This window comes from Lapillicoccus sp. (assembly GCF_046595215.1).
In the GTDB taxonomy this organism is placed as follows: domain Bacteria; phylum Actinomycetota; class Actinomycetes; order Actinomycetales; family Dermatophilaceae; genus Lapillicoccus.
The window spans coordinates 1-22,559 of record NZ_JBKJPP010000069.1 but is presented as its reverse complement, the minus strand read 5'-3'; the positions used below and the strand labels follow the sequence as shown (position 1 = coordinate 22,559).

The 22,559-nt window shown below is 71.2% G+C and carries 23 protein-coding genes and 2 pseudogenes; 6 read left to right on the top strand and 19 right to left on the bottom strand.

The window, feature by feature from the left end:
• A pseudogene (locus tag ACLL9L_RS05690) lies at positions 1 to 246 on the top strand (hypothetical protein); the annotation flags it as partial.
• Between the two features lie 109 nt (positions 247 to 355).
• Here the strand turns inward: ACLL9L_RS05690 and ACLL9L_RS05685 are convergent.
• The 18 genes from ACLL9L_RS05685 to ACLL9L_RS05600 all read right to left on the bottom strand — a co-directional run bounded on the left by ACLL9L_RS05685 (position 356) and on the right by ACLL9L_RS05600 (position 15,959).
• Positions 356 to 1,072, bottom strand: coding sequence for a hypothetical protein (locus tag ACLL9L_RS05685; RefSeq protein WP_411283670.1), 717 nt, complete (start codon positions 1,070 to 1,072; stop codon positions 356 to 358).
• A gap of 1 nt (position 1,073) precedes the next feature.
• The gene (locus tag ACLL9L_RS05680; RefSeq protein WP_411283669.1) at positions 1,074 to 3,419 is read right to left on the bottom strand and encodes an AAA family ATPase; all 2,346 of its coding nucleotides are present in this window, start codon (positions 3,417 to 3,419) and stop codon (positions 1,074 to 1,076) included.
• Positions 3,420 to 3,559: 140 nt separating this feature from the next.
• Positions 3,560 to 3,757: a hypothetical protein gene (locus ACLL9L_RS05675; protein WP_411283668.1), complete on the bottom strand. Its 198-nt coding sequence runs from the start codon at positions 3,755 to 3,757 to the stop codon at positions 3,560 to 3,562.
• Between the two features lie 91 nt (positions 3,758 to 3,848).
• The gene (locus tag ACLL9L_RS05670) at positions 3,849 to 4,040 is read right to left on the bottom strand and encodes a hypothetical protein (protein WP_411283667.1); all 192 of its coding nucleotides are present in this window, start codon (positions 4,038 to 4,040) and stop codon (positions 3,849 to 3,851) included.
• Positions 4,041 to 4,217: 177 nt separating this feature from the next.
• The gene (locus ACLL9L_RS05665) at positions 4,218 to 5,774 is read right to left on the bottom strand and encodes a 1-acyl-sn-glycerol-3-phosphate acyltransferase (protein WP_411283666.1); all 1,557 of its coding nucleotides are present in this window, start codon (positions 5,772 to 5,774) and stop codon (positions 4,218 to 4,220) included.
• Complete coding sequence (locus ACLL9L_RS05660) at positions 5,774 to 6,826, bottom strand: NAD-dependent epimerase/dehydratase family protein (RefSeq protein WP_411283665.1); 1,053 nt, start codon at positions 6,824 to 6,826, stop codon at positions 5,774 to 5,776. The genes ACLL9L_RS05665 and ACLL9L_RS05660 overlap by 1 nt, the downstream gene beginning before the upstream one ends.
• Positions 6,827 to 6,960: 134 nt before the next feature.
• On the bottom strand, positions 6,961 to 7,059 hold the full coding sequence (locus ACLL9L_RS05655) for a 30S ribosomal protein bS22 (RefSeq protein ID WP_003792170.1): 99 nt from the start codon (positions 7,057 to 7,059) through the stop codon (positions 6,961 to 6,963).
• A 121-nt stretch (positions 7,060 to 7,180) separates the two neighbouring features.
• Positions 7,181 to 7,381, bottom strand: a complete 201-nt coding sequence (locus ACLL9L_RS05650) for a helix-turn-helix domain-containing protein (RefSeq protein ID WP_411283664.1) — start codon at positions 7,379 to 7,381, stop codon at positions 7,181 to 7,183.
• Between the two features lie 201 nt (positions 7,382 to 7,582).
• Positions 7,583 to 8,779 carry an acetoin utilization protein AcuC gene (locus ACLL9L_RS05645; RefSeq protein ID WP_411283663.1) on the bottom strand — a complete coding sequence of 399 codons (1,197 nt, stop codon included), beginning with the start codon at positions 8,777 to 8,779 and terminating at the stop codon, positions 7,583 to 7,585.
• Positions 8,780 to 8,857: 78 nt separating this feature from the next.
• Positions 8,858 to 9,385, bottom strand: a complete 528-nt coding sequence (locus tag ACLL9L_RS05640; protein ID WP_411283662.1) for a GNAT family N-acetyltransferase — start codon at positions 9,383 to 9,385, stop codon at positions 8,858 to 8,860.
• Positions 9,386 to 9,439: 54 nt separating this feature from the next.
• Positions 9,440 to 9,958 (bottom strand): GNAT family N-acetyltransferase, encoded by a 519-nt coding sequence (locus ACLL9L_RS05635; RefSeq protein ID WP_411283661.1) that lies wholly within the window; start codon positions 9,956 to 9,958, stop codon positions 9,440 to 9,442.
• A complete protein-coding gene (gene proC, locus ACLL9L_RS05630) occupies positions 9,951 to 10,757 on the bottom strand; it encodes a pyrroline-5-carboxylate reductase (protein WP_411283660.1) in 807 nt (268 codons plus the stop codon). Before proC ends, ACLL9L_RS05635 begins: the two co-directional genes overlap by 8 nt.
• Before the next feature lie 85 nt (positions 10,758 to 10,842).
• Positions 10,843 to 11,790, bottom strand: a complete 948-nt coding sequence (locus tag ACLL9L_RS05625) for a proline dehydrogenase family protein (RefSeq protein ID WP_411283659.1) — start codon at positions 11,788 to 11,790, stop codon at positions 10,843 to 10,845.
• 85 nt (positions 11,791 to 11,875) lie between these two features.
• Positions 11,876 to 12,610 carry an ABC transporter permease gene (locus tag ACLL9L_RS05620; RefSeq protein ID WP_411283658.1) on the bottom strand — a complete coding sequence of 245 codons (735 nt, stop codon included), beginning with the start codon at positions 12,608 to 12,610 and terminating at the stop codon, positions 11,876 to 11,878.
• Positions 12,607 to 13,413 carry an ABC transporter ATP-binding protein gene (locus ACLL9L_RS05615; protein ID WP_411283657.1) on the bottom strand — a complete coding sequence of 269 codons (807 nt, stop codon included), beginning with the start codon at positions 13,411 to 13,413 and terminating at the stop codon, positions 12,607 to 12,609. The genes ACLL9L_RS05620 and ACLL9L_RS05615 overlap by 4 nt, the downstream gene beginning before the upstream one ends.
• A 156-nt stretch (positions 13,414 to 13,569) precedes the next feature.
• The gene (locus ACLL9L_RS05610) at positions 13,570 to 14,166 is read right to left on the bottom strand and encodes a TetR family transcriptional regulator (RefSeq protein ID WP_411283656.1); all 597 of its coding nucleotides are present in this window, start codon (positions 14,164 to 14,166) and stop codon (positions 13,570 to 13,572) included.
• A 29-nt stretch (positions 14,167 to 14,195) separates the two neighbouring features.
• Positions 14,196 to 14,993 carry a sugar phosphate isomerase/epimerase family protein gene (locus tag ACLL9L_RS05605; RefSeq protein WP_411283655.1) on the bottom strand — a complete coding sequence of 266 codons (798 nt, stop codon included), beginning with the start codon at positions 14,991 to 14,993 and terminating at the stop codon, positions 14,196 to 14,198.
• A 27-nt stretch (positions 14,994 to 15,020) separates the two neighbouring features.
• Entirely contained in the window at positions 15,021 to 15,959 is a 939-nt protein-coding gene (locus ACLL9L_RS05600) for a Ppx/GppA phosphatase family protein (RefSeq protein ID WP_411283654.1), read from the bottom strand.
• A 111-nt stretch (positions 15,960 to 16,070) separates the two neighbouring features.
• Between ACLL9L_RS05600 and ACLL9L_RS05595 the strand changes: the two genes are divergently transcribed.
• The 5 genes from ACLL9L_RS05595 to ACLL9L_RS05575 all read left to right on the top strand — a co-directional run bounded on the left by ACLL9L_RS05595 (position 16,071) and on the right by ACLL9L_RS05575 (position 21,403).
• Positions 16,071 to 16,919 carry a hypothetical protein gene (locus ACLL9L_RS05595; RefSeq protein ID WP_411283653.1) on the top strand — a complete coding sequence of 283 codons (849 nt, stop codon included), beginning with the start codon at positions 16,071 to 16,073 and terminating at the stop codon, positions 16,917 to 16,919.
• A 66-nt stretch (positions 16,920 to 16,985) separates the two neighbouring features.
• Positions 16,986 to 17,780 carry a PIG-L deacetylase family protein gene (locus ACLL9L_RS05590; protein ID WP_411283652.1) on the top strand — a complete coding sequence of 265 codons (795 nt, stop codon included), beginning with the start codon at positions 16,986 to 16,988 and terminating at the stop codon, positions 17,778 to 17,780.
• Between the two features lie 228 nt (positions 17,781 to 18,008).
• On the top strand, positions 18,009 to 19,388 hold the full coding sequence (radA, locus tag ACLL9L_RS05585) for a DNA repair protein RadA (protein ID WP_411283651.1): 1,380 nt from the start codon (positions 18,009 to 18,011) through the stop codon (positions 19,386 to 19,388).
• Between the two features lie 47 nt (positions 19,389 to 19,435).
• On the top strand, positions 19,436 to 20,512 hold the full coding sequence (disA, locus tag ACLL9L_RS05580; RefSeq protein ID WP_411283650.1) for a DNA integrity scanning diadenylate cyclase DisA: 1,077 nt from the start codon (positions 19,436 to 19,438) through the stop codon (positions 20,510 to 20,512).
• A gap of 6 nt (positions 20,513 to 20,518) precedes the next feature.
• Entirely contained in the window at positions 20,519 to 21,403 is an 885-nt protein-coding gene (locus ACLL9L_RS05575) for an A/G-specific adenine glycosylase (protein WP_411283649.1), read from the top strand.
• 57 nt (positions 21,404 to 21,460) lie between these two features.
• On the opposite strand, the pseudogene ACLL9L_RS05570 reads toward ACLL9L_RS05575, so the two are convergent.
• Positions 21,461 to 22,559: pseudogene (locus ACLL9L_RS05570) on the bottom strand (hypothetical protein); the annotation flags it as partial.

The window sequence follows — 22,559 nt, the reverse complement described above, 5'->3', positions numbered from 1 at the left end:
GTTGGAGCGTCGACGGGGACCGGTGGCGGGGCGGGCGTCGGCGCGAGCGCCACACTGCCCGGGGCGACGGTGACCAGCAGACTGCCCGATGTTTCGGCGACGGGCGGACTGCCCGGGGCGGCGTTGACCCCCGGAGAGGCCGGCGTGGGCGGCGGCGGTGTGGGAGCCACCGTCCCAGGGGCCACCGCCACGGTCCCTGTGCTGGCGGCGACGGCGGCGACGGTCGGCGGCTCCGGGGTCGGCTGAGGCCTGGTCGTGAGCGGGTCCTGCGCCCTCGGAGTCTGCCGGTGATGCCTCACCGGCCCGCCACGGAACGGGCCGCTCCGGGGCGGACGGCGCGGCACCTCACCCGGACCTAGCCCTGTCGGCCCTCGACATGGACCTCGACGGAACCCCCGAGATCGTTCTCGAGTGCGTCGGCCACCGCGCGCACCTGAGGCGTCCCGGACGTGTCCGGCGCCTTTTGCGGTGCCGTCTGTGGCGCGACGGAGCGTCGGTCCTTCTGGGGCGGAGCGCTCAGGTCCTCGCCCAGCTGGGCCGCGAGATTGTCGAGCAGTGCCCTCACCCGTCCTGACATCCGCTCCCCACTGCCTCCGGACAGGACGAACTGCACGGCCAGCGCCTGCGTCTCACAGACCTCACAGGCCGCGTTGACGGCGAGCGCCCGATTCGTCACGACCAGGGTGCCCGCACGCCTTCCCTTGAGGACCACGACCTGGATAGCGAGGGACGACGCCCGGCAGCCTGCGCAGGACGCCCACGCTGCCGCGACGTTGTCGGCGGCGACGTCACCGCGTTCGGTGTAGACCACCTGCACCGTCCTGGCCTCGCCCTGGCACCCCGGGCAGAGGGCCGAGGCCGTCGATGTGGACCGGGCATGGCCCCCGCGACCGAGACGTGCGGTGTCAGCCTGGTGGTCCGACTGTTGCGGGGCGACGTCGCTGGCATTGGCCGAGGCCAGGAGGTCAGCTCGTGCGCTCCCGGCCGAGGCGGTGTCCTGCGCGGGGATGGTCAGTGCCGCCGCGCCGAGCGTGAGGGCAGCGAGGACCTTCGTCAGCATTCGTGGAGCCATGTCATGCCCTTCCTGATCCCGAGAACTGGTCCGCGAGGGCCGCGGCCACGTCGATGAAGGCCTCGCGGGTCCGCGGCGCCAGACCGGAGAGAGTGGTCCGCCCACCCGACTCGAGGTTCGCGTCCCACGGGATCGTCGTCACGTGCCCGCAGCGCTGCGCGAAGTGGCGTTGCGCGAACGCGACGCCCTCGTCGTCGTGCCGGACGCCGTTGATGACGACCACCGCGGTGGCGACCAGGGCGGCATACCCGTGCTCCTCGAGCCAGTCGAGGGTCTGTGCCCCCGCGCGGGCCCCGTCGAGGGCCGGTCGCAGGACGAGCACGAGCTGGTCCGCGTCGGCCAGCAGTCCCTGGTTGGCGCTGTCCAGGATCCCGGTCCCGGTGTCGAGGAGGATGAGGTTGTAGTAGCGGTCGAGCAGCGAGACCACTCGACGGTATGCCGGTCGGTCCAGCGCCTGGCTGATCCGCGCGTCGTCGTCGGAGGCAAGGACCTCGAGCCTGGACTCGGTGCACTGCGAGGTGTAGCGACGCATGGCCGAGAAGGTGTCGATGCCGTCGACGTTGCCGAGCAGGTCGGTGATGGTGCTCGTGCAGTCCCCGGCGATGCGGCGGCCGAGGTTGCCGGCGTCGGGGTTGGCGTCGACCGCAACGACGCGGTCACCGCGGCAGGTCGCGAAGGTGGCCCCGAGGCCCACGGTCACCGTGGTCTTGCCGACGCCACCCTTGCGGCTCATGACGACGACGCGGCGGCTGCCGTCGATCGGGGCGCGGACGCGGGCCACCAGCTGCTGCTGGTGTCGCTCGACACGACCCGGGGCCATAGAGACCAGGCCGCCGGTGCCGACCCGCAGGACCCGGCGCCAGCCGGTGAGTGCGACGTGGCGCCGAACACCCGTGACGGCCTCGTCCGTGAACTCGGCTGCGGTCAGACCGCTCAATGTCTCCATGTCGAGCGGGGCCATGGCGTCCGGCGCAACCTGCGGAGGGCCGGGCGCCGGCGCAGTCAGAGCCGGCGCGGGCAGAGCCGGTGCTGGTCCCTCGGCGTTCACGGGCTGCCGCCTCACGACTCGCGCCAGGCGACGCCACACGGCCCCGGCGAGCACCAGGACCATCCGGTACGCCATGACCGCCAGGCCTGCGAGCGGAGCACCGAGCAGGACCAGCGAGATCGTCGACAGGGCCACGACCACCGGCTGACCCTGCGACCACGCCCCCTGCAACGTCTCCCATTGAACCGCAATCGCCTTGGCGGCGGACGTGATGAGCTCCGGCAGGTGCAGGACCAGCCACACCATGCCGAAGGCGATGAGGGGCACGACGGCCAGCACCCACGCGGTCACGACGCGGCGCACGCCGGGGCGCAGCTCGGCCACCCGGGCGTCCACGGGACGGCCGGGCAGCATGCCGGAGAGGACCGGACGGACCTTGGAGAAGAGGTCGGGCACGCCGGTGAGATCCGTGAGGATGAAGTAGCCGTCGAAACGCACCGTGGGGATCAGCTGTTGGGCCATCTCGATGTGCATCAGCACGACGAGGAGCAGCAGCATGCCGTTCCCCGTGGAGAGATGGATCCCGCCGGCCACCAGCAGGCACCAGACATTGAAGTAGAGGCCACCGAGATCGGTGCGGAGCCGCCCGGCCCGGTTGAGTCGGTAGGAGTCCGTCACATTGGTGAAGAAGGCCGGGAAGAGGAGGTAGACCCCGAAGCCGATGCGCCCGGGTCGCCCGCCGGAGTAGACGCAGCCTGCAGCGTGACCAAGTTCGTGGATGACGGCGCCCACGGTCATCAGGGCGAAGAGCCCCAGCAGCAGCGTCGGGGTGGCCAGAACCTGTTCGAGCGCGGTCATGACCTGACCTCCCAGCATGAGCCGGACGTCCATGACGATCAGGGCGAGCATGGCGAGCAGGACAACGACGGGTGTGAACAGGGGCGCGACGACGGCGCCGAGTCGCTGGACGACCCGCTCCGGGATGAGGGTGCCTCGCAGTCCGAGGCTGAGCACTGGATCAGATGTCGGCAGCTGCTGGGCGGATGTCGTCACCGCGCCGACGTCCTCGACGAGACCCAGAGGGCGCAGCTTTGACTCGACGAGATATTCGAGCCCCTCGACGGTGAGGGTCCGGCCGTAGGCCCGGCTCACTGCTGCGGCGACGTCGTCGGGCGACTGCCGCGGGTCGAGACGCGCGACGACGGTGTTGAGCAGCTGTGACAGCTGGATGACCTGACCGTCCGGACGGCGGATCAGGAAGCACGGCGAGGTCAGTCCGGAGTCCTGCACCGGACCGAGGAGGCTGACACCGGGGGGGCGGACCCACCTCGGGGCCTCGGACAGGATCTGTTGGGTCATCGGGCTCGACGTCCTCTCACCGCATGGTCACGTGGTCGGGGGCTCAGCAGGCCGGCACCACGCTCGGGGCCGACGCCGACGCCGACGGGGTTGTCGCCTGGGGCGACCTCCCGCCGGCGCCGACGAGCTCGACGACCTGGTCAGTGCACCAGGCCGCTGAGGTTTTGGAACGCCAGCGCGTTCGCTGCTGAGTTGATCGTCGCCGCGTTGATCGCCAGGGCCACATTGACCCCGATGACGGGCGCGATGTTGATGTTGAAGAAGAGCGTCTCCTTGGCGGGGAGAAGCTCGGCCAGCTGCGAATCGAGCTCACGCCCCGCAATGGTGTGTGTCTGCATGACAACCTCACTTTGGTAGCGAAGAGCCCGGTGCTGCACTCAATGTCACAGGGCGAATGGACACTCAGTGCAGCACCGGACCGTGGAGGGCTCAGCCCTGCGCGACGACGATCGTCTGCACCGCGGTGCTGGTCGCCGAGGAGAAGAGCGTCGCTGCGTTGAGGGCGAGCGACGAGTTGGACGCGTAGACGGCGGCCCAGTTGTTGTTGAAGAACAGGGTCTCCTTCTCGGGGAGAAGGTCGACGATCTGGCTCTCCAGCTCACTCATCATGATCTTGGACATAGTGTTCACCTCCTTCCCGATTGGCGCTTGCAATGGGAAAGAGGCCTCAAGCACCTCGGTGATACCTCGGGTCAGGGCATCCAGGTCGACGTCGGATTTCCGTCAATCCGTCTGTGCCACAACCATATACATCACAGGGGCCGATAACGAGCACGCTGCGCGCAGGAGTCCGAGCGCCTAGAAGAACACCGAACGTCGTTGCATCAGCAGAGAATAGAGCGTCTGTTGGATCGTCTCCCGGATCTGGTCCGTGAGGTCGAAGACGAGCATCGGGTCGTCGGCCGCGCCGGCGCCCAGGTCCTTCGTCTCGACGGGGACGCCGAACTCGATGATCCACTTGCTCGGCAACGGGATAAGTCCCAGCGGTCCGAGCAAGGGCCAGGTCGGCGTCACCGGAGCATAGGGCGCACCAACGAGTCTCGCGAGCGTCTTCATGTTGCCGATGATCGGGTAGATCTCCTCGGCTCCGACGATCGAGCAGGGGATGATCGGCACTCCGGTGCGGATCGCCGCCGCCACGAAGCCTCCTCGCCCAAATCGTTGCAGTTTGTAGCGTTCGCTGAACGGCTTGCCGACACCCTTGAAGCCCTCGGGCCACACCCCCACGAGGTCGCCCCCGGCGAGCAGTCGCTCGGCATCCGCGTTTCCTGCGAGGGTGGAGCCCGACTTGCGCGCCAGCTGCCCGACGAACGGTGTCTGGAAGACGAGGTCGGCGCCGAGCATCCGCAGGTGACGGTGCGCAGGGTGCTCGTCGAAGACCGCGACCTGCGTCATGAGCGAGTCCATCGCGACGGTGCCGGAGTGGTTGGCGACCACGAGACCCCCACCGTCGGCAGGGATGTTCTCCATGCCCCGCACCTCCACGCGGAACCACGAGCGGTAGAGCGGCCGCAGGAGCGGGAGGTAGGCGTTCGTCGTGAAGTCCTCGTCGAAACCGAACTCGTCGACGTGGAACTCGCCCGTGAGCCGGCGCCGCAGGAAGGCCAACGTCCGGGCCACCTGCACCTCGACGTCCTCCGGCGAGATGCCCGTCGCGGCGGCCACGGTGCGCAGTGCGGCGACGCCGGCGTGGAGGAGATCCTCCATCCCCGGGTGGATCGCGCCCGGCCGGGGTACGGGCACCGGAGAGCTGCTGCCGCCCTCGGGGACGTCGGGCACCGACACGAGCGCCCGCCGGGCCCTCGTGCCGCGGTTCCCCGACCCACGGGTCGGCGATCGCCGCTGCGCCCTACCGCCCGAGTGGGCGACTGCCTTGGCCGAGGGCGTCGTCGTCCGCGGGCTGGGCTGGGGACGGTGCTTCGACGCCGTATGCCTGGAGGTCACCTCCGCGGCGGCACGGATCGCGTCGGTGGGGACGCCGAGCGGGGGCGCTTCTGCCACCGGGAAGGGCACAGTCGGGGCGGACACGGTCGTCGGGGCGGGCACGGTCGTGGAGACCGGCGCTTCCGCCACCGGGCCGGGGCCGAGTAGGGGCGTGCGGGTGCGACGGGAGCGCTCACCCGTCGCGCGGGCAGCCCCGGCCGCGAGGGCGTCCCGGCTCGAGGACCCGCGTCGGGCGCCGGCGGGGGCCGACGCGGTCTTCTTCGCGGTCACCGTCTTCGCGGTCACCTTCTTCGCAGTCACTTTTTTCGCTGTGACGTTCTTTGCGGTCGCCTTCATGCTCCGGGCCGGGCTGGCGCTCCCCGTTGGCGCGGACGTCGTCGTGCTCGACTGGGTGGTCGGATCGGTCGCCATCAGGTGCGCCTTCCGACGGCCCAGACGTGGGCGATCGCCGTGGCGGCGCTGCCGGCCGCACCCTGGACGGCGTGTCCGACAGCATCCACGCCCGGCAGTGGGGCCCTGACGTGACGGGCGAAGTCGAGGAACGCCTCCTTGGTCGTGAAGGCCGGATCGAAGCGGAGGACATCGCGCATCCGGGTGGTGTCGAGCCCCCGGCCGTGGGCGAGGTAGTGCATCTGGTCGGAGGAGAAGTCAGCGAGTCCGGAGCGTTTGACGAAGGTGCCGAGGAGACCTGCAGCGGGCAGCGGGATCGGCACGATCGGTCGACCGACGAGGGCCGCCGCCTGGGCGACGGTGATGACGCCGTCCCCCGCGACGTTGACGATGCCGACCGCCTCACGAGCCGTCGCGGACGCGATCAGCACAGCGGTGGCGTCGTCCTCGTGGACGAACTGGAGTCGGGCGTCGAAACCGAACGGCACCGGCACCACCGGAAGAGAGAAGTAGTCGGTCAACGACGTCCGGATGCCCTGGCCGATGATGTTGGCGAAGCGCAGCATCGAGATCCCGACCTCGGGGCGGCGGCGGGAGAACCCGCGCACATAGCCCTCCACCTCGACGGAGTCCTTGCCAAACCCGCTGCGCGGCAGCACCTTCGGGCCCATGTCCTCGGTGAACATCGCCGGGTCCCGCGGCGAGGAGCCGTAGACGGCAGCCGACGACTTCACCACCAGACGGGCCAGGCTCGGCGCCTTCTGGCAGGCCGCGAGCAGCTGCATCGTCCCGATGACGTTGATCTCCTTCTGAGAGACCCGGCCACCGGCGGACAGCGGGGTCGCGATGACGTTCATGTGCACGACGGTGTCGACCCCGGCCTGGACGATGATCTTGCCGATCATCGGGTTGCGGATGTCGGCACGGACGAACTCCGCCCGCCCGATGGAGTGCGGGGGCGGCACGACGTCGACGCCGATGATCCTGGCGATGTCCGCGTCCCTGCTCAGGGCCCGCGCAAACTTGCCCCCCAGATAGCGGGAGACACCCGTGACAAGGACAACTGAGGCCACGGGAACACCTCCAAGCGGTGGGGAACGGGGTCTCGCACGGCGATCCTACCCAGCAGCAGCAACGACATCGGCCCCCACCCTGGAGGGAGGAGGCCGGATGCCATGTCGCGGTCGCGCCTGGGCGCGGGGCCGTGCTACTTCTTGTTGCGACGCTGGTGGCGCGTCTTGCGCAGCAGTTTGCGGTGCTTCTTCTTCGCCATCCGCTTGCGGCGCTTCTTGATCACTGAACCCATGGAACGTCCTTGCGTTGAGGTGTGAGCGTGTCGTCGCGTCGACACGGTTGACACACCACGCCGAACAGTTGCCCAAAGCCTACCGTCTGGGCAGGGTCGCACCCAAACCGTCGGCCGGGCGTCAGGCGGTGTCGACGTACGAGGAACGCAGATACTTGTGCACCGCGTCCTCGGGGACCCGGAACGAGCGGCCCACCCGGATGGCCGGGAGATCCCCGCCGTGGACCAGACGGTAGACCGTCATCTTCGACACGCGCATGATCGAGGCGACCTCGGCAACGGTCAGGAACCGCACCTCGGCGAGCTGACGCTCTGTGGACATGTGTGTGACCTCGATCTCCTGCGCGCGAGCAGCGCCGGGCTTCCCCTCCGGCGACGGACCACTGGCGTGCAAGACGTCACTCTAGGGGCAGGTGTGACGGTTGGGAAGTCAAATCAGGGAACACAATCTTGGATGTCAAGGGGACACGCCGACGTTCACCGGGGATTGCCACCACAGGACGGCAGCGGCGCAGGTCGGGGGTCAGTCGAACCAGACGTCGAGCCCGTGCAGGGGGAAGACCGCCTGGCGGGTGCCCATGATGGCCCGGTCGACCGCGTCGTCCGGGTCGTAGCCGAGATCCCAGGAGCGCCACCACAGGGGCCCCGCGTCGGGGTCCCGGTCGCCCATCCGCGAAGGCGCCGATCGTCCGGTGACCCGACGGACGTAGTCGCGCCAGTCCTGCGGCACCGCCTCGGTGACGGCGATCGGCCGGTGCTGGGCGATCGCGGTGAGGTGGGCCCAGGTGCGCGGCACGACGTCGACGACCTCGTAACCGCCGCCGCCGAGGGCGACCCACCTGCCGTCACAGATCTCGTGGCTGAGGGCGTGCAGCGCCTCGGCCGCAGCCCGCTGGGCGTCGACCGAGAGGGCGAGGTGGGCGAGGGGATCCTGGGCATGGGTGTCGCAGCCGTGCTGGGTGACAAGCACCTCTGGCGCGAACGCCTTGACGACGGGTATCACCGCAGCGTGGAAGGCCCGCAGCCAGGCGGCGTCCCCGACCCCGGGGGGCAGCGGCACGTTGACCGCGGCGCCGATCGCGTCCGGCCCCCCGATGTCCGTCGCCCACCCGGTCCCGGGGAAGAGCGCCCGCCCGGACTCGTGGATGGAGACGGTCAGGACGCGGGGGTCGTCCCAGAAGATCCGCTCCACCCCGTCCCCGTGGTGGACGTCGACGTCGACGTAGGCGACTCGCTGGGCTCCGTGGTCGAGCAACCACTGAATGCCGACCGCGATGTCGTTGTAGATGCAGAACCCGGAGGCGTTGCCGGGCATCGCGTGGTGGAGGCCACCGCAGAAGTTCACGCCGTGCTCGGTCTGGCCCGTCCACACCAGCTCGCACACGTCGCGCGTCCCCGCAGCGATCCGGGCGCTGGCGTCGTGCATGCCCCGGAAGGCGGGGTCGTCCTCGGTGCCGATGCCCCAGCGCGGGTCGGCGCGGTCGGGGTCGAGCGAGGCGGCGCGGACCCCGGCGATGTAGTCGCGGTCGTGGACGGTGGCGAGGACGTCGTCGTCGGGCAGTGCCGGGTTGAGCAGCTCGACGTCATCGTGGTCGAAGAGGCCGAACGCGTCGCACAACCGGGCCGTCAGGTCGAGGCGGACCGGCGACATGGGGTGGGTCGGACCGAAGTCATACTTCGTGAAGGTCTGGTCCCAGACCACCCTCGCCCGCGTTGGCATGACGGTGACGCTACCCTCCCCATGGCGCAGCGCGGGACCATCGTCCGCGATCCGGCTCCGTCGAGGAGGGCCGCGAGGTCAGAGGCTGACGTTCCAGCCGCGATCCTCACCGAGCGGGAGGATCATCGCGATCTCCTGCTCGCCGTCCTCCTCGCTCGCCACCCGCATCGGGCGACGGTCTGACGTCGGGCGGAAGCCGATGCCGCTCGCGAAGGCCACGGCGCGGCCGTTGTCCGTGCCGACCCAGTAGGCGACGTGTGTGCGGCCGTCCTGGCGGGCGCGCGCGGCGCCGGCCTCGACGAGCCTGGTCGCGACGCCGGTCCCCCGGGCATCGGGGCGCACCCAGAGGCCGAAGATCTCGGCGACCTTCCCGTCATCGCCCTTGCCCTCACCGACGCTGACGACGCCGACGGTGGCGCCGGCCCGCTCGGCAACGAGCCTCGTGGAGCGTTGCATGCGCTCGCGCCAGAAGTCCTCGGTGTAGTCCTGCTCCTCCTTGGCGTCCGCGACGAACGCCTCTGGCGACTCGACGAGCGCCTCGAGACGGATCGCCTTGAACTGCTGCCATTCCTCTTCACCCAGGGGGCGCACGTCCACGTCAGTCATGGCCGCAAGCCTCGCATGCCGATCACAGATCCGCGATGCCGAGACACCCAATCTTCATCTGCCGGTGTCCTTTCGTGCGGATGCATCGAGCTGGGCCACCATCTCGAGCTCGACCATGTCTGCCCTGCGCGGGTGTCGAGTGCTTCCGCCGGTGAGGGCGAACCCCATCCGGTCGTAGAGACCGATCGCCGGCGCGTTGTTGCTGGCTACCTGCAGGGCGATGCGGTGACGCCCGCGACGTCCGGCCTCGTCGAGCACGGCCCCGACGAGCCGCTCCCCAACGTGCTGGCCTCGCGCTCGCGGAGCGACGTACATCGCTATGAGGTTGGCCTCGTGGGGGGGCGGCTCGAATCCGTCCCACAGCCCGACGGAGCCCACCGGGTCGTCGCCGATCTGGGCCTGGACGTGGAACGTCGAGGTGATCCGCGCCCGCCAGGTGGCCTCCTCCAGCGCGATGGCCTCCTCAAGGGTCGTCCAGAACGCGTCCGGCGCGTCTCGCAGCATCTCGAGGCGCAGCGCGCGGTGCTGCTCCCACTCGTCAGGGAGTACGTGGTGGAGCGTGACGTCAGCCATGGCCCGATGCGAGCTCGCGCGAGCGGAACGCCGCCGCCTCGATCGCGGTGATGAACGCCGCCCGCACCTTGTGGTCGTCGAGCTGGCGCAGGGCGGCCACCGTCGTGCCTCCGGGCGAGGAGACCCGTTCGCGCAGCACCGTGGGGTGCTCGCCGGTCTCCTTGAGCATCGTCGCGGCGCCGAACAGGGTCTGCACGACCAGCTCGGTGGACGTCGCGCGCGGCAGGCCGAGGACGACGCCCGCCTCGATCATCGCCTCGACGACGTAGAAGATGTATGCCGGTCCGCTGCCGGAGATCGCGGTCACGGCGTCCTGGTGCTTCTCCTCGACCCGCACGACCTTGCCGCATGAGGTGAGCAGCGCCTCCGCCGCGGCGAGGTGCGCGTCGGTGCAGTGCTTCCCCGGGGAGATCGCCGCCATCCCCTGGTCGACGAGCGCCGGGGTGTTGGGCATGACGCGCACGACCGAGGAGCCCTCGGGCAGGCGGGACTCCAGGAACTCCGTGGTGATGCCGGCCGCGAGCGACACGACGAGCGTCCCCGGGGCCATCTGGTCACGGATCTCGCCGAGCAGTCCGTCCATGTCCTGCGGCTTGACGACGAGGACCAGCACGTCGGCGGCAGCGGCCCCTTCCTCGTTCCCGACGACCCGCACGCCGTACTTCGCTGTCAGCTGCTGGGCGTGCTCCACCCGGCGTTCGGTGATGAGCAGCTCGTCGACGCTGCGCCCGGAGCGGATCAGCCCGGACAGCAGCGTCTCCCCCATCACGCCCGCTCCGAAGATGGCGGTGGTGGCCATGGATGCCCTGCCTTTCTCGCCGCTGGAGCCGCGCTCCAGGTGCGGTGGGTTTTCTCGGCTGCTGCCCGGCATACGGGCTCCGTGTTCAGCCCCTGGTCGCGACCCCGCGCAGGAAGAACATGAGGTTGCCCGGCCTCTCCGCCATCCGGCGCATGAGGTAGCCATACCACTGCTCGCCGTAGGGAATGTAGACGCGCATCTGGTCGCCGCGGTCGGCGATGCGCTGCTGCTCCTCGGGGCGGATGCCGTAGAGCATCTGGTATTCGAACGACTTCGGGTCACGGCCGCGCTTCGCGGCGAGCGCGCCCGCGATCTCGACGAGGCGCGGGTCGTGGCTGGCGACCATGGGGTAGCCCTGCCCCGCCATCAGGACCTTGAGGCAGCGGACGTAGGAGCGGTCGACCTCCGCGCCTTGGTAGGCAACGGTTTCCGGCTCCTTGTAGGCGCCCTTGCACAGCCGGACCCGGCTGCCCGCGTGGGCGAGGTCCGCGCAGTCCGCCTCGGTGCGGTGCAGGTAGGCCTGGAGCACAGCACCCACCGCCGGGAAGTCCTGGCGCAGCTCGCGCAGCGACTCCAGCGTCGAGTCCGTCGTGGTGTGGTCCTCCATGTCGAGGGTGACCGTGGTGCCGGCGTTGGCTGCCGCCTGGCAGATCGCGCGGGCGTGGTCGAGGGCGATCCGGTGGCCGTCCCCGGGGAGGGACTGGCCGAGGGCGCTGAGCTTGACGGAGACCTCGGCCCGACCGTCGTCGGTGTATCGGTGGCGGGCCAGCTCGGAGAGCAGCGCGAGGTAGGCGTCGCGGGTGTGCGTCGCCTGTCCCAGGTCGGTCGTGTCCTCGCCGAGGTAGTCGATGGTGGCCATCCGCTGGGTGACCTGGAGCTGGCCGACGGCCCCGACGGCGTCGGCCGTCGCCGCCCCGGGGACGAACCGCCTGACGACGGAACGGCTGACCGGCGCCTCCTCGACGAAATCGCGGACGCGGGTCGACTTGGCGAGGTGGAGCAGGGAGTTGCGCAGCAGGTCACTGGCTTCCACGGGTGACGTCCTCCGGGGTGGGCACTGCCGGGCGCTCCCCGGCGCGTCCAATCTAGCGCCCGGCGATCGGGCTCCGCACCGTCCGTCACGGCGTGCGACGGCGCAGGGTCAGGGAGCCGAGCACGAGGGCGACGACGATGAAGCCGAGGATGATCCCGACGTCCTTAAGCACCTCGCCGCCCGCGTCGGTCGTGGCCTGGACCGCGTGCATGGCGTCCACGGCATACGAGAGCGGCATGACGTCGGAGACCCAGCCGAGCACGGTCGGCAGGTCGCCGCGCGCGACGAGCAGACCGCAGAGGAAGAACTGCGGCAGGACGAACGCGGGCATGAACTGCACGGCCTGGAACTCCGTGCGGGCGAACGCGCTCGCGAGCAGGCCCAGGGCAGAGCCGAGGACGGCGTCGACGACCGCGACGACGACGAGCAGCCAGCTCGGCCCGCGCACGTCGAGGCCGAGGACGGAGACCGCGAAGGCGACGGCGACGACGGCCTGGACAATGGCGACGAGACCGAACGCGATCGCGTAGCCGAGCATGAAGTCGCCCTTGCCGAGGGGGGTCGTCAGCAGCCGTTCGAGGGTGCCGGACGAGCGCTCGCGCAGGGTGGCGATGCTCGTGACGAGGAACATGACGACGAACGGGAAGACCCCGAGCAGCGCCGGGCCGACGAGTCCGAACACCGGGGTGTTGTCGTAGATCCACGCCAGCAGCCCGATGAGGACGACCGGGACGACGAGGAGCATGGCCACCGTGCGGTGGTCGCCGCGCAGCTGGCGCAGCACTCGCCCAGCGGTCAGGAGTGAGATCCGCGGGTTCATCGCGCACCTCCGTCGGCCGAGGACCCCGTATGCCGTGCAGCCGGGCCGGGTGCGTCGGTGCCGCCGTCGCGCTCGCCCTCGCGGTCGCCCTCGATGAGGCTGAGGAAGGCCGCCTCGGCGTCCTCGGCGCCGGTCTCGACCAGCAGTCGCGTCGGGGTCGTGTCGGCGAGGATCCGCCCGTCCCGCAACAGGATCAGCCGGTCGCAGCGGGTGGCCTCGTCCATGACGTGGCTCGAGATGAGCAGCGACTTGCCCCGGTGGGCGAGCCGGTTGAAGAGGTCCCACAGGTCACGGCGCAGCACCGGGTCGAGCCCGACGGTCGGCTCGTCGAGGACGAGGACCTCCGGGTCGCCGACGAGCGCGCAGGCCAGGGACGCCCGGGAGCGCTGTCCTCCGGAGAGGTCGCGGGCGAGGTCGTCGGCGTGGCTCATCAGGTCGACCTCGGTGAGGGTGCGCTCGACGGCCTCAGGCGGGGCGCCGAGGACCCCCGCGAAGTAGCGCACGTTGGCGCGGACGGTGAGGTCGTCGTAGACGCTCGGCGACTGGGTGAGGTAACCGACCGAGCGCCGCAGCTCGCGGGACCCGGCCGGCTGCCCGAGCACCGTCACCGACCCCCCGGCGACGACCTGGACCCCGACGATCGCCCGGATCAGGGTGGACTTGCCGGAGCCGGATGGCCCGAGGAGACCGACGACCTGGCCCCGGAGGATGGTCACGCTGAGGTCCGGGAGCACCTCTCGGCCACCGCGGACGACGTGGAGGCCCTCGACGACGATGGCGGGATCATCCGCGTTATTCATCATGTGTTGAATTATAGGTCCGCGGTCCGGGATCTGGCAATGCCCAAGAACTCAGCGCTCCCGGATGTGCGGGTCCGGGTCTACTACGAGCCCGGCGACGACATGGTGCTTTTCCGCAAAGCCCTGTAGCTGACATCCGCCCGCGCTCGCCCGGCGTCGTCAGTCGACGAGGTAGCGCTGCAGGGTCGGCGCGAGCCACGCGACGATCTCGTCATGGCCCGCGTCCACGAGGGCGGGCAGCCGCAGGACGTAGCGCATCGTGCCGAGCCCAAAGATCTGGGCGATCGCCAGAGCCCCCCGGACCGCGGGGTCCGCGATCCCGGTGCGCGCGGTAATCCGGTTGATGATCTCGGTGCCGATGAACTCGCGCATGACGACGGCGACCTCGTCGTTGGTCTGAGCGGCCCGGGCGAACGCGACGAACCGCTCCTGGTTGCCGGGCTCGTCCCAGACCGTCAGGAACGCCCGCACGAGACGCTCTCCGAGCCCGTCGAGGGGACCGTCGACGACCTGCGCCACGATCTGGCCCGGGTTGACCCGGGTGAGGACGACCGCCTGGGCGAAGAGGTCCGGCTTGCCGTCGAAGTAGTGGTGGACCAGGGCCGGGTCGACCAGTGCCGCGCGGGCGACGGCGCGCAACGACGTCCCCTCGTAGCCCTTGTCCGCGAACGCCGCCCGGGCGGCCTCGAGGATGGCGTTGCGGGTGTCTTCGCCGGCCGGCCGCCGGCCCCGGCGTGGTTGCGTGGGGGCGCTCACGTGGACCTCACGTGGACCTCACGTGGACCTCATGTGGACCTCACGCGCCCGACCGGCTCGTAGTGGAGGCGGGCGAAAGCGAGCGCCTGGGCCAGGTCGGCCTCCCGCTCCTCCTCGCTCAGCCTGCGGGTGCCGACCTCGACGACGATGTCGCCCTCGTAGCCGGTCTCGGCGAGGTGCCCGAGCAGCTCGCCGCACGGCTGGCTCCCGCGGCCGGGCACGAGGTGCTCGTCGCGGGGTGAGCCGGCGCCGTCGGCGAGGTGGACGTGGGTCAGCCGCTCGCCGAGGGCCCGGGCCATGTCCATGGCGTCCGAGCCGGCGGTGGCGGTATGAGACAGGTCGAGGGTCACGTGGTCGAACGGCTGGTCGACGGGGTCCCAGTGCGGCAGGTAGGCGTAGAGCTCCCGACCCCGTGCCCGCCAGGGGAACATGTTCTCGACGGCCAGCCGGATGCCCGTGTCGTGCTCGCGCAGCGCGACCCCGTCGACGAACTCCGCGGCATACTCCCGCTGCCACCGGAACGGCGGGTGGAGCACGACGGTCGCCGCCCCGAGCTCCTGCGCCAGGATGATGGAGTTGTCGACCTTGTCCCACGGGTCCGCGCCCCAGACCCGTTGCGTGAGCAGGAGGGTCGGCGCGTGGACCGAGACGACGGGTATGCCGTGCAGCCCGCTGAGCACGCGCAGTGCGCCGGCCTCCTGCGAGACCGGGTCGGTCCAGACCATCACCTCGATGCCGTCGTAGCCGAGCCGGGCGGCCATGGCAAAGGCGGCAGCACAGTTCTCGGGATACATCGACGACGTCGACAGCCCGATCCTCGTGCTCATGTCTCCATTGTCTGCCATGCCCCGCGGTCAGCTGACGCGGTGGTCGAGATGGTCGAGGTGGCGCAGGATGATCCCCTCGCGCAGCGCCCATGGGCAGATCTCGAGCCGGTCGACGCGAAGCAGGTCCAGGGCGGCCTCGGCGACGAGGGCCCCCGCCAGCAGCTGCGGTGCTCGGCTCGGGGACACCCCCGGGAGGCGGGCCAGACGGGCCGAGTCCATCGTGGCGAGGCGTCCGACGAGGGCGGCCACGTCGGTCCGGGTCAGCGCCCGGGGGACGTAGGGGCCGTCCCCACGTGGTGCGGCGCCGCTGATCCGGGCGAGGGAACGCAGCGTCTTCGAGGTCCCCACGACCCGGTCCGGGGGGCCGCCCGTGACGAGCGGGCGCAACAACCGGGCCAGCTCGGCCCGGACGTGCGTGCGGGTCGCTGCCACGAGCGCGGGCGCCGGGGGGTCACCACCGAGGTGGTCGCGGGTGACCCGTCCGGCACCGAGGGGCAGGCTGATCGCGGCGTCGGGCTCCTCGTCGATCCCCGTCGCGAGCTCGAGGGAGCCGCCTCCGATGTCCACGACGAGCAGCCGACCGCTCGACCAGCCGAACCACCGCCGGACGGCGAGGAAGGTGAGGCGGGCCTCGTCGCGTCCCGACAGGACCTCGAGGTCGACGCCGGTATCGGTGCGCACGCGGTCCAGCACCGCATCGCCGTTGGGCGCCTCCCGGACGGCCGAGGTGGCGAAGGCGACGAGGTCCTCGACGCCCTGCTCCTTGGCGAGCTCGAGGCACTCGCCCACGAACTCGACGAGGCGGCGGGCCTGCGCCACGTTGATCGAGCCGTCCGGCTCCATCCCCTCGGAGAGCCGCAGCTCGATCTTGTGGGAGTGGGCGGGCAGCGGGTGGGCGCCGGAGTAGGCGTCGACGACGAGCAGGTGGACCGTGTTGGAGCCGATGTCGATGACTCCGAGGCGCATGACCCCACCGTATCGGCGCCACCCCCAACCCCTTGCGTCCGGCACGACAGTCGCCCTGGCCACCGTCGTGCCGGACGCAAGGGGTCGGGGGGCTGCGCATAAGGTGGGCCGGTGGCTGAAGTCCCTCTCGACATCCCCCGGCTCTGGGTCGAGTTCACCGACCCGGGTGATGCCGGCCAGCGCTACCGGTGCGACCTGACCTGGCTGACCTCGAGCTGGACGTGCATCTTCGGCACCGGGTGCCAGGGGATCTATGCCGACCGGCCCGACGACGGCTGCTGCACCCTCGGCGCGCACTTCACCGAGAAGGACGACTACCGCCGGGTCAAGGCGGTCGCGGCCGACCTGGGCCCGGACGAGTGGCAGTTCCATGACATCGGCCACGACGGTGGACACGGGGGCGCGCTCGCACGGGCCAGCTGGACCGAGCTCGAAGACGGCGTGCGCAAGACGAGGGTCGTCGACGGCGCCTGCATCTTCCTCAACCGGCCCGGCTTCCCCGCCGGCGCCGGCTGTGCCCTGCACCAGCACGCCGTGGTCAAGGGCCTGCCGCCGACGTCGCTGAAGCCGGAGGTCTGCTGGCAGCTGCCGATCCGCCGCACCTACCGGACCGTCGAGCAGGCCGACCAGACCAGCTATCTCGAGGTGAGCATCACCGAGTACGACCGGCGCGGCTGGGGCCCCGGTGGGCACGACCTCGACTGGTACTGCTCGGGCAACCCCGCGGCGCACGTGGGGGCCGAGCCCGTCTTCCGGTCCAACGAGGCCGAGCTCGTCGAGCTGATGGGCGGACCCGCCTACACCCAGCTCGTGCTGCGCTGCGAGGCGCACCTGCGGGCGGTTACCGCGGCCCGGCGATCCGGCAACCGCACGCTGCTGCCGCTGCTCGTGCACCCCGCAACGCTCGCCGCCCAGGACACCCGGGACACCGCCACCTCGAAGCCGGGCCGCCCGCGCTGACGCCCGCCCCCCTCCGGTGGGCACCCGGCATACCTGAGGCCTCGCCTCGTCCGGCATCATGGGCAGGTGGCCACCATCGTCTTCCTCCACGCCCACCCCGACGACGAGAGCTCAGGGACGTCGGGCTCGATGGCCCGGGCCTCGAGCGACGGGCACCGGGTCGTCGTGGTCTACGCCACCAACGGCGACCACGGCGAGGTGCCCGACGACCTCGCCCCGGGCGAGACCCTCGTCGAGCGCCGACGCGCGGAGGCGCAGCAGTCGGCGCGGGCGACCGGCACCCACCGCGTCGTCTGGCTGGGCTACGCCGACTCCGGGATGACCGGTTGGGAGCAGAACGGCGGGGACAACGCGTTCCACCTCGCGGATCTCGACGAGGCCGCCGGCAGGCTCGCCGTGATCCTCGACGAGGAGGACGCCGACATCGTCGTGGGCTACGACTGGCACGGCGGCTACGGCCACCCCGACCACGTCAAGGTCCACCACGTCGCCCATCGTGCGGCCCAGCTCGCCGCCCGCCGCCCGCGCGAGCTCGAGGCCACCATGAACCGCGACGTGATGCGCGCGATGACGCAGGGGGCCTTCGCTGCCGGACTGGAACGGACCTTCGACCCGGACGGCGCGATGGACGACGGCAACCCGATGGGCAGCCCGGAGTCCGAGATCCACTGGAAGGTGGACGTCTCGGCCTACCTCGAGCAGCGTCGCGCCTCGATGCGGGCCCACGCGAGCCAGGCCAGTGACATCGGCATGTTCATGGGCATGCCCCCGGAGGTCTTCGCCATGGCGTTCGGTCACGAGCACTACATCGAGCCCGGCCGCCCGCAGGGCATGGTCGAGGGCTGGTTCCTCGACGCCTGACCGCCGCGTCCGTATGCCGGGTGGTCGCGGCGTTGGGCTCGGGGTTGACGCTGCGTCCATATGCCGGGTGGTCGCGGCGTTGGGCTCGGGGTTGACGCTGCGTCGAGCGGGTTGACGCGGCCTGCAGCCTGCGTCAACCTGTTTGACGCAGCGTCAACCCGCCGAAGAGGGGCCCGCAGGACCGCGCGGCACCCCGGGCCTGTCGGTGGACCGATCTAGGTTGCTCACATGGCAACGAGGGCAACGACGAGATCGAGCGGCTACCGCTGCTCCGAGTGCGGCTGGACCACCGTGAAGTGGGTCGGCCGCTGCGGGGAGTGCCAGGCGTGGGGCTCGGTCAGCGAGACCGGCGGGGTGAGCCTCAAGACCACCGCGGCCGGCACGGTGGCCCGGCCGGCGGTGCGCATCGGTCAGGTCGACATGCAGCGGTCCTCGGCCCGCTCGACCGGCGTGAGCGAGTTCGACCGGGTGCTGGGCGGGGGCCTGGTGCCCGGCGCCGTCGTCCTGGTGGCCGGCGAGCCGGGCATCGGCAAGTCGACCCTCCTGCTCGACGTCGCCGCCCGGGCCGCCCGCGGGGGGCAGGACGTCCTCTACGTCAGCGGTGAGGAGTCGGCGGCACAGGTGCGCGGCCGGGCCGAGCGCATCGAGGCGATGGCGTCCTCCCTCTTCATCGCCGCGGAGACCGACCTCGCGACCGTGCTCGGGCAGATCCAGACCCTCCAGCCCGACCTCGTCATCGTCGACTCGGTGCAGACCATCGCCAGCGGCGATGTCGAAGGGTCGGCCGGCAACGTCGCCCAGGTCCGTGAGGTCGCCGCAAGCCTCATCCAGGCCGCCAAGAGCCGGGGCATCGCGATCCTGCTGGTCGGCCACGTCACCAAGGACGGGTCGATCGCCGGCCCGCGGGTCCTGGAGCACCTCGTCGACGTCGTCATCGCGTTCGAGGGTGAGCGGCACTCGCGGCTGCGCCTGGTGCGCGCGGTCAAGAACCGCTACGGCCCGACGGACGAGGTGGGCTGCTTCGACCTGTCCGACGTGGGCATCGTGGGTCTCGCCGACCCGAGCGGCCTCTTCCTGTCCAACCGCGACGACGCGGTGACGGGCACCTGCGTCACGGTGGCGCTCGAGGGCCGCCGGCCGCTCGTGGCCGAGGTGCAGTCCCTCATCGCCACCAGCAAGCTGCCCTCACCGCGCCGGGCGACCCACGGCCTCGACTCCTCACGGGTGGCCATGATCATCGCCGTCCTCGAGCGGCGCGCCGAGGCGCCGATCGGCTTGAGCGACGCCTACGTCGCGACGGTCGGTGGGGTCCGCCTCAGCGAGCCCGCGGCCGACCTCGCGGTGGCCTTCGCCATCGCGAGCTCCATCCTGGACCGACCGCTGCCGCCCCACGCCGTCGCCTTCGGCGAGGTCGGGCTCGCCGGGGAGATCCGGCCGGTGACCGGCATCCCCCGTCGCCTCGCGGAGGCAGCGCGACTCGGGTTCCGGACCGCCTTCGTGCCGCAGGGATCGCTCGGATCAGGTCCGATCCCGGACTCCATGCACGTTGTCGAGCTGCGCGATGTCGCCACGGCGGTCAGCACCGCGCTGGATCCGTCGCGCCGTTAGACTGCCCGGGCACCCGACCGCCGGCACCGGACCGAAAGCGACACCACGTGGAACGCAGTGACGACGACCTCCTCAGGGCAACCCTGGCGGCCGTCGCTCCGGGCACCGACCTGCGTGACGGACTCGAGCGGATCCTGCGCGGCCGGACCGGCGCCCTCATCGTCCTCGGCAACGACAAGGTCGTCGACTCGATCAGCACCGGAGGCTTCCCCCTCGACATCGAGTTCTCCGCGACGCTGCTCAGGGAGCTGTCCAAGATGGACGGCGCGATCGTCCTCGATCGCGAGGGCACCCGGATCATCCGCGCCAACACCCAGCTCGTGCCCGACTCGCGCATCGAGACCCAGGAGTCCGGCACCCGGCACCGCACGGCCGAGCGGGTCGCGATCCAGACCGGCTTCCCCGTCGTCTCGGTCAGCCAGTCGATGCGGATCATCGCCCTCTACGTCGGAGGCCGTCGTCACGTCGTCGAGGGCAGCGCCGCCATCCTCTCCAAGGCCAACCAGGCCCTACAGACCCTGGAGCGCTACAAGTCCCGCCTCGACGAGGTCACCGGCACCCTGTCGGCGCTGGAGATCGAGGACCTCGTCACGATCCGCGACGTGGCGAGCGTCGTCCAGCGCCTCGAGATGGTCCGGCGGATCAGCGACGAGATCTCCGACTACGCCGTCGAGCTCGGCACCGACGGGCGCCTCCTCGGCCTCCAGCTCGAGGAGCTGACCGGTGGGCTCGGCAACGACCGGGAGCTCGTCATCCGCGACTACCTCGCCTCGACGAAGTCGACCCGGACCGTCGAGGAGGGCCTCGACGCCCTGATGCAGCTCTCGGGCACCGAGCTGCTCGACCTCGGCGCGGGCGCCCGGGCGATCGGGTTCACCGTCGTCGGCGACGCCCTCGAGAGCGCGATCAGCCCCCGGGGCTACCGCCTGCTGACCAAGATCCCCCGGCTGCCGGGCGCCATCGTCGACCGGCTCGTGGACCACTTCGACTCGCTGCAGCGGCTGCTCGCCGCCAACCTCGAGGACCTCATGGACGTCGAGGGCGTCGGCGAGGGCCGGGCCCGGGCCGTCCGCGAGGGCCTGTCGCGCCTGGCCGAGTCGAGCATCCTCGAACGCTACGTCTGAGCACACATGCCGGGACCGCAGCTGCCCGACCTGCACCGTCGCGTCCTCGACTGGTATGCCGTGCAGGCCCGCGCGCTGCCGTGGCGGCTGCGCCACACCTCGCCGTGGGGCATCTTCCTGTCCGAGGTGATGGCCCAGCAGACGCCGGTGGCGCGGGTCGAACCGATCTGGCACGAGTGGATGCAGCGCTGGCCGACACCCGCTGACCTCGCCGCCGCCGCGCCTGGTGACGCCGTGCGGGCCTGGGGCCGGCTCGGCTACCCGCGGCGCGCGCTGCGCCTGCACGCAGCGGCCCGGGCCATGGTCGAGCGGCACGGCGGCGAGGTCCCGGACACGCGCGAGGAGCTGCTCGCCCTGCCGGGGGTCGGTGACTACACCGCCGCCGCCGTCGCGTGCTTCGCCTTCGGGATCCCCGCCACCGTCATCGACACCAACGTGCGCCGGGTCCTCGTGCGCACCCTCGAGGGACAGGCGCAGGCGGCTCCCGCACTGACCCGTGCCGAGCGTGACCTCGCCGACGCCGCGATGCCAGGGGACACCGATGACGCCAACACGTGGAACGTCGCGACGATGGAGCTGGGGGCACTGGTCTGCACGGCCCGCGCACCCCGGTGTGACGACTGCCCCGTCGCCGACCTCTGCGCGTGGAACCTCGCCGGCCGCCCGGCATACGAGGGGCCGGCGCGGCGCGGGCAGGCCTGGCACGGGACCGACCGCCAGGCCCGGGGGGCGATCCTCGCCGTGCTGCGCGAGGCGACGGACGCGGTGGGTGCCGAGCGTCTCGCCGGGGCGTGGCCCGACGAGCCGCAGCGGCTGCGCTGCCTCGACTCGCTCGTCGCCGACGGACTGGTGGAACCGTTGTCGCGCAACAGGTTCCGGCTCCCCCACTAGCGCCTGGACCGGCCGCAGACAACCGTCGGGGCCGGCAGCCCGAGATCTCTGGACGTCTCATTGCCGCGGCCCGGGGCGTTCCGGACCGGGCGGCAACTGCGAGATCCGCCGGGCCGGTCGGGACCCGAGAGCAGGGGTCCCGACATGCTCAGTGTCGTCGACGCGCGCGACGACGAAGGAGGCAAAGCCGGGCATGGTGAAGCGCAGCAGGCCACGCCCGACTGACTCCACGATCCCCTTGTCGATCAGGGCCTGGCGCGCCATGCTCCATTGGCGCGTGTCCGCGTGGAGCGCGGTGGACACCTGCGCAGTGGTCGCGACGCCCGCACGATCGCAGGTCTGGGCGATCGCGACGATCACGGCCTTCTCCGCCGGGGTCGCCTTGGCCCAGCGGCCTCGGAACATCCCGTTGTCGAGGTTGTCGCGGACCTGCACCAGTGCCGTTTCGACGGCGCCCCGGCTGATGGCCGACCCCGCCCGGGGCGCGGCCTGGATCCAGGTCTCGTCGCCGATGTACTGGATCAGGTAGGGCGACCCTGCGGCGCTGTCCAGTGCGAGCTCGGCGGCCAACGGCTCCCACCGGATGCCGAGGGCGATGGCCGGTTCGATGAGCGCGCGTTCGGCGGCCCCGGGGTCGAGTCGGCCGAGGGTGCGGAAGTCGAAGCGCTCCGTGAACGAGGCTGCCTCCATCACCAGTTCTGGGGTCTGCGGCAGGCCCGCCCCGAAGATCCCGAGCGGGGCGTGCTCAGTCCTCGTGGCGTCCTGGATCGCGTTGGCCAGGACGACGAGCTGGTCGCCCGGAGCCTCCTGGAGCTCGTCGAGGCTCACCACGAGGCCGGCGCGCCCCTTCTCGCGGGCTGCTGCCGCCGCCCCCGCGAGCAACGACGCGAGCACCTGACGCTGGACTGTGGTGGTGGCCGCCCTTGAGCCCGGCGCGTCCGAGATGATCTTCACGACGCCGGCATTGACCTCGATGGACAGCGCCGCCAGCCGGTCCCTGACCCCCTGCCACACAGTGCTCGCGCCGGTGCGGTGCAGCGGGGCGATCGCCTCCGCGACGGCCGTGGCCAGCACCTGCACGTTGTCCGAGACCCGGTCCAGCGACACCGAGGCGGTGACGAAGCCGCGTTCGCGGGCTCGATCGCCGATCACCCCG

Excerpts from the sequence above, each read along its gene's own strand:
- ACLL9L_RS05685 (WP_411283670.1), bottom strand. The coding sequence starts at position 1,072 with ATGGCTCCACGAATGCTGACGAAGGTCCTCGCTGCCCTCACGCTCGGC.
- ACLL9L_RS05680 (WP_411283669.1), bottom strand. The coding sequence starts at position 3,419 with ATGACCCAACAGATCCTGTCCGAGGCCCCGAGGTGGGTCCGCCCCCCC.
- ACLL9L_RS05675 (WP_411283668.1), bottom strand. The coding sequence starts at position 3,757 with ATGCAGACACACACCATTGCGGGGCGTGAGCTCGATTCGCAGCTGGCC.
- ACLL9L_RS05670 (WP_411283667.1), bottom strand. The coding sequence starts at position 4,040 with ATGTCCAAGATCATGATGAGTGAGCTGGAGAGCCAGATCGTCGACCTT.
- ACLL9L_RS05665 (WP_411283666.1), bottom strand. The coding sequence starts at position 5,774 with ATGGCGACCGATCCGACCACCCAGTCGAGCACGACGACGTCCGCGCCA.
- ACLL9L_RS05655 (WP_003792170.1), bottom strand. The coding sequence starts at position 7,059 with ATGGGTTCAGTGATCAAGAAGCGCCGCAAGCGGATGGCGAAGAAGAAG.
- ACLL9L_RS05650 (WP_411283664.1), bottom strand. The coding sequence starts at position 7,381 with ATGTCCACAGAGCGTCAGCTCGCCGAGGTGCGGTTCCTGACCGTTGCC.
- ACLL9L_RS05645 (WP_411283663.1), bottom strand. The coding sequence starts at position 8,779 with ATGCCAACGCGGGCGAGGGTGGTCTGGGACCAGACCTTCACGAAGTAT.
- ACLL9L_RS05640 (WP_411283662.1), bottom strand. The coding sequence starts at position 9,385 with ATGACTGACGTGGACGTGCGCCCCCTGGGTGAAGAGGAATGGCAGCAG.
- ACLL9L_RS05635 (WP_411283661.1), bottom strand. The coding sequence starts at position 9,958 with ATGGCTGACGTCACGCTCCACCACGTACTCCCTGACGAGTGGGAGCAG.
- proC (WP_411283660.1), bottom strand. The coding sequence starts at position 10,757 with ATGGCCACCACCGCCATCTTCGGAGCGGGCGTGATGGGGGAGACGCTG.
- ACLL9L_RS05620 (WP_411283658.1), bottom strand. The coding sequence starts at position 12,610 with ATGAACCCGCGGATCTCACTCCTGACCGCTGGGCGAGTGCTGCGCCAG.
- ACLL9L_RS05615 (WP_411283657.1), bottom strand. The coding sequence starts at position 13,413 with ATGATGAATAACGCGGATGATCCCGCCATCGTCGTCGAGGGCCTCCAC.
- ACLL9L_RS05605 (WP_411283655.1), bottom strand. The coding sequence starts at position 14,993 with ATGAGCACGAGGATCGGGCTGTCGACGTCGTCGATGTATCCCGAGAAC.
- ACLL9L_RS05600 (WP_411283654.1), bottom strand. The coding sequence starts at position 15,959 with ATGCGCCTCGGAGTCATCGACATCGGCTCCAACACGGTCCACCTGCTC.
- radA (WP_411283651.1), top strand. The coding sequence starts at position 18,009 with ATGGCAACGAGGGCAACGACGAGATCGAGCGGCTACCGCTGCTCCGAG.
- ACLL9L_RS05575 (WP_411283649.1), top strand. The coding sequence starts at position 20,519 with ATGCCGGGACCGCAGCTGCCCGACCTGCACCGTCGCGTCCTCGACTGG.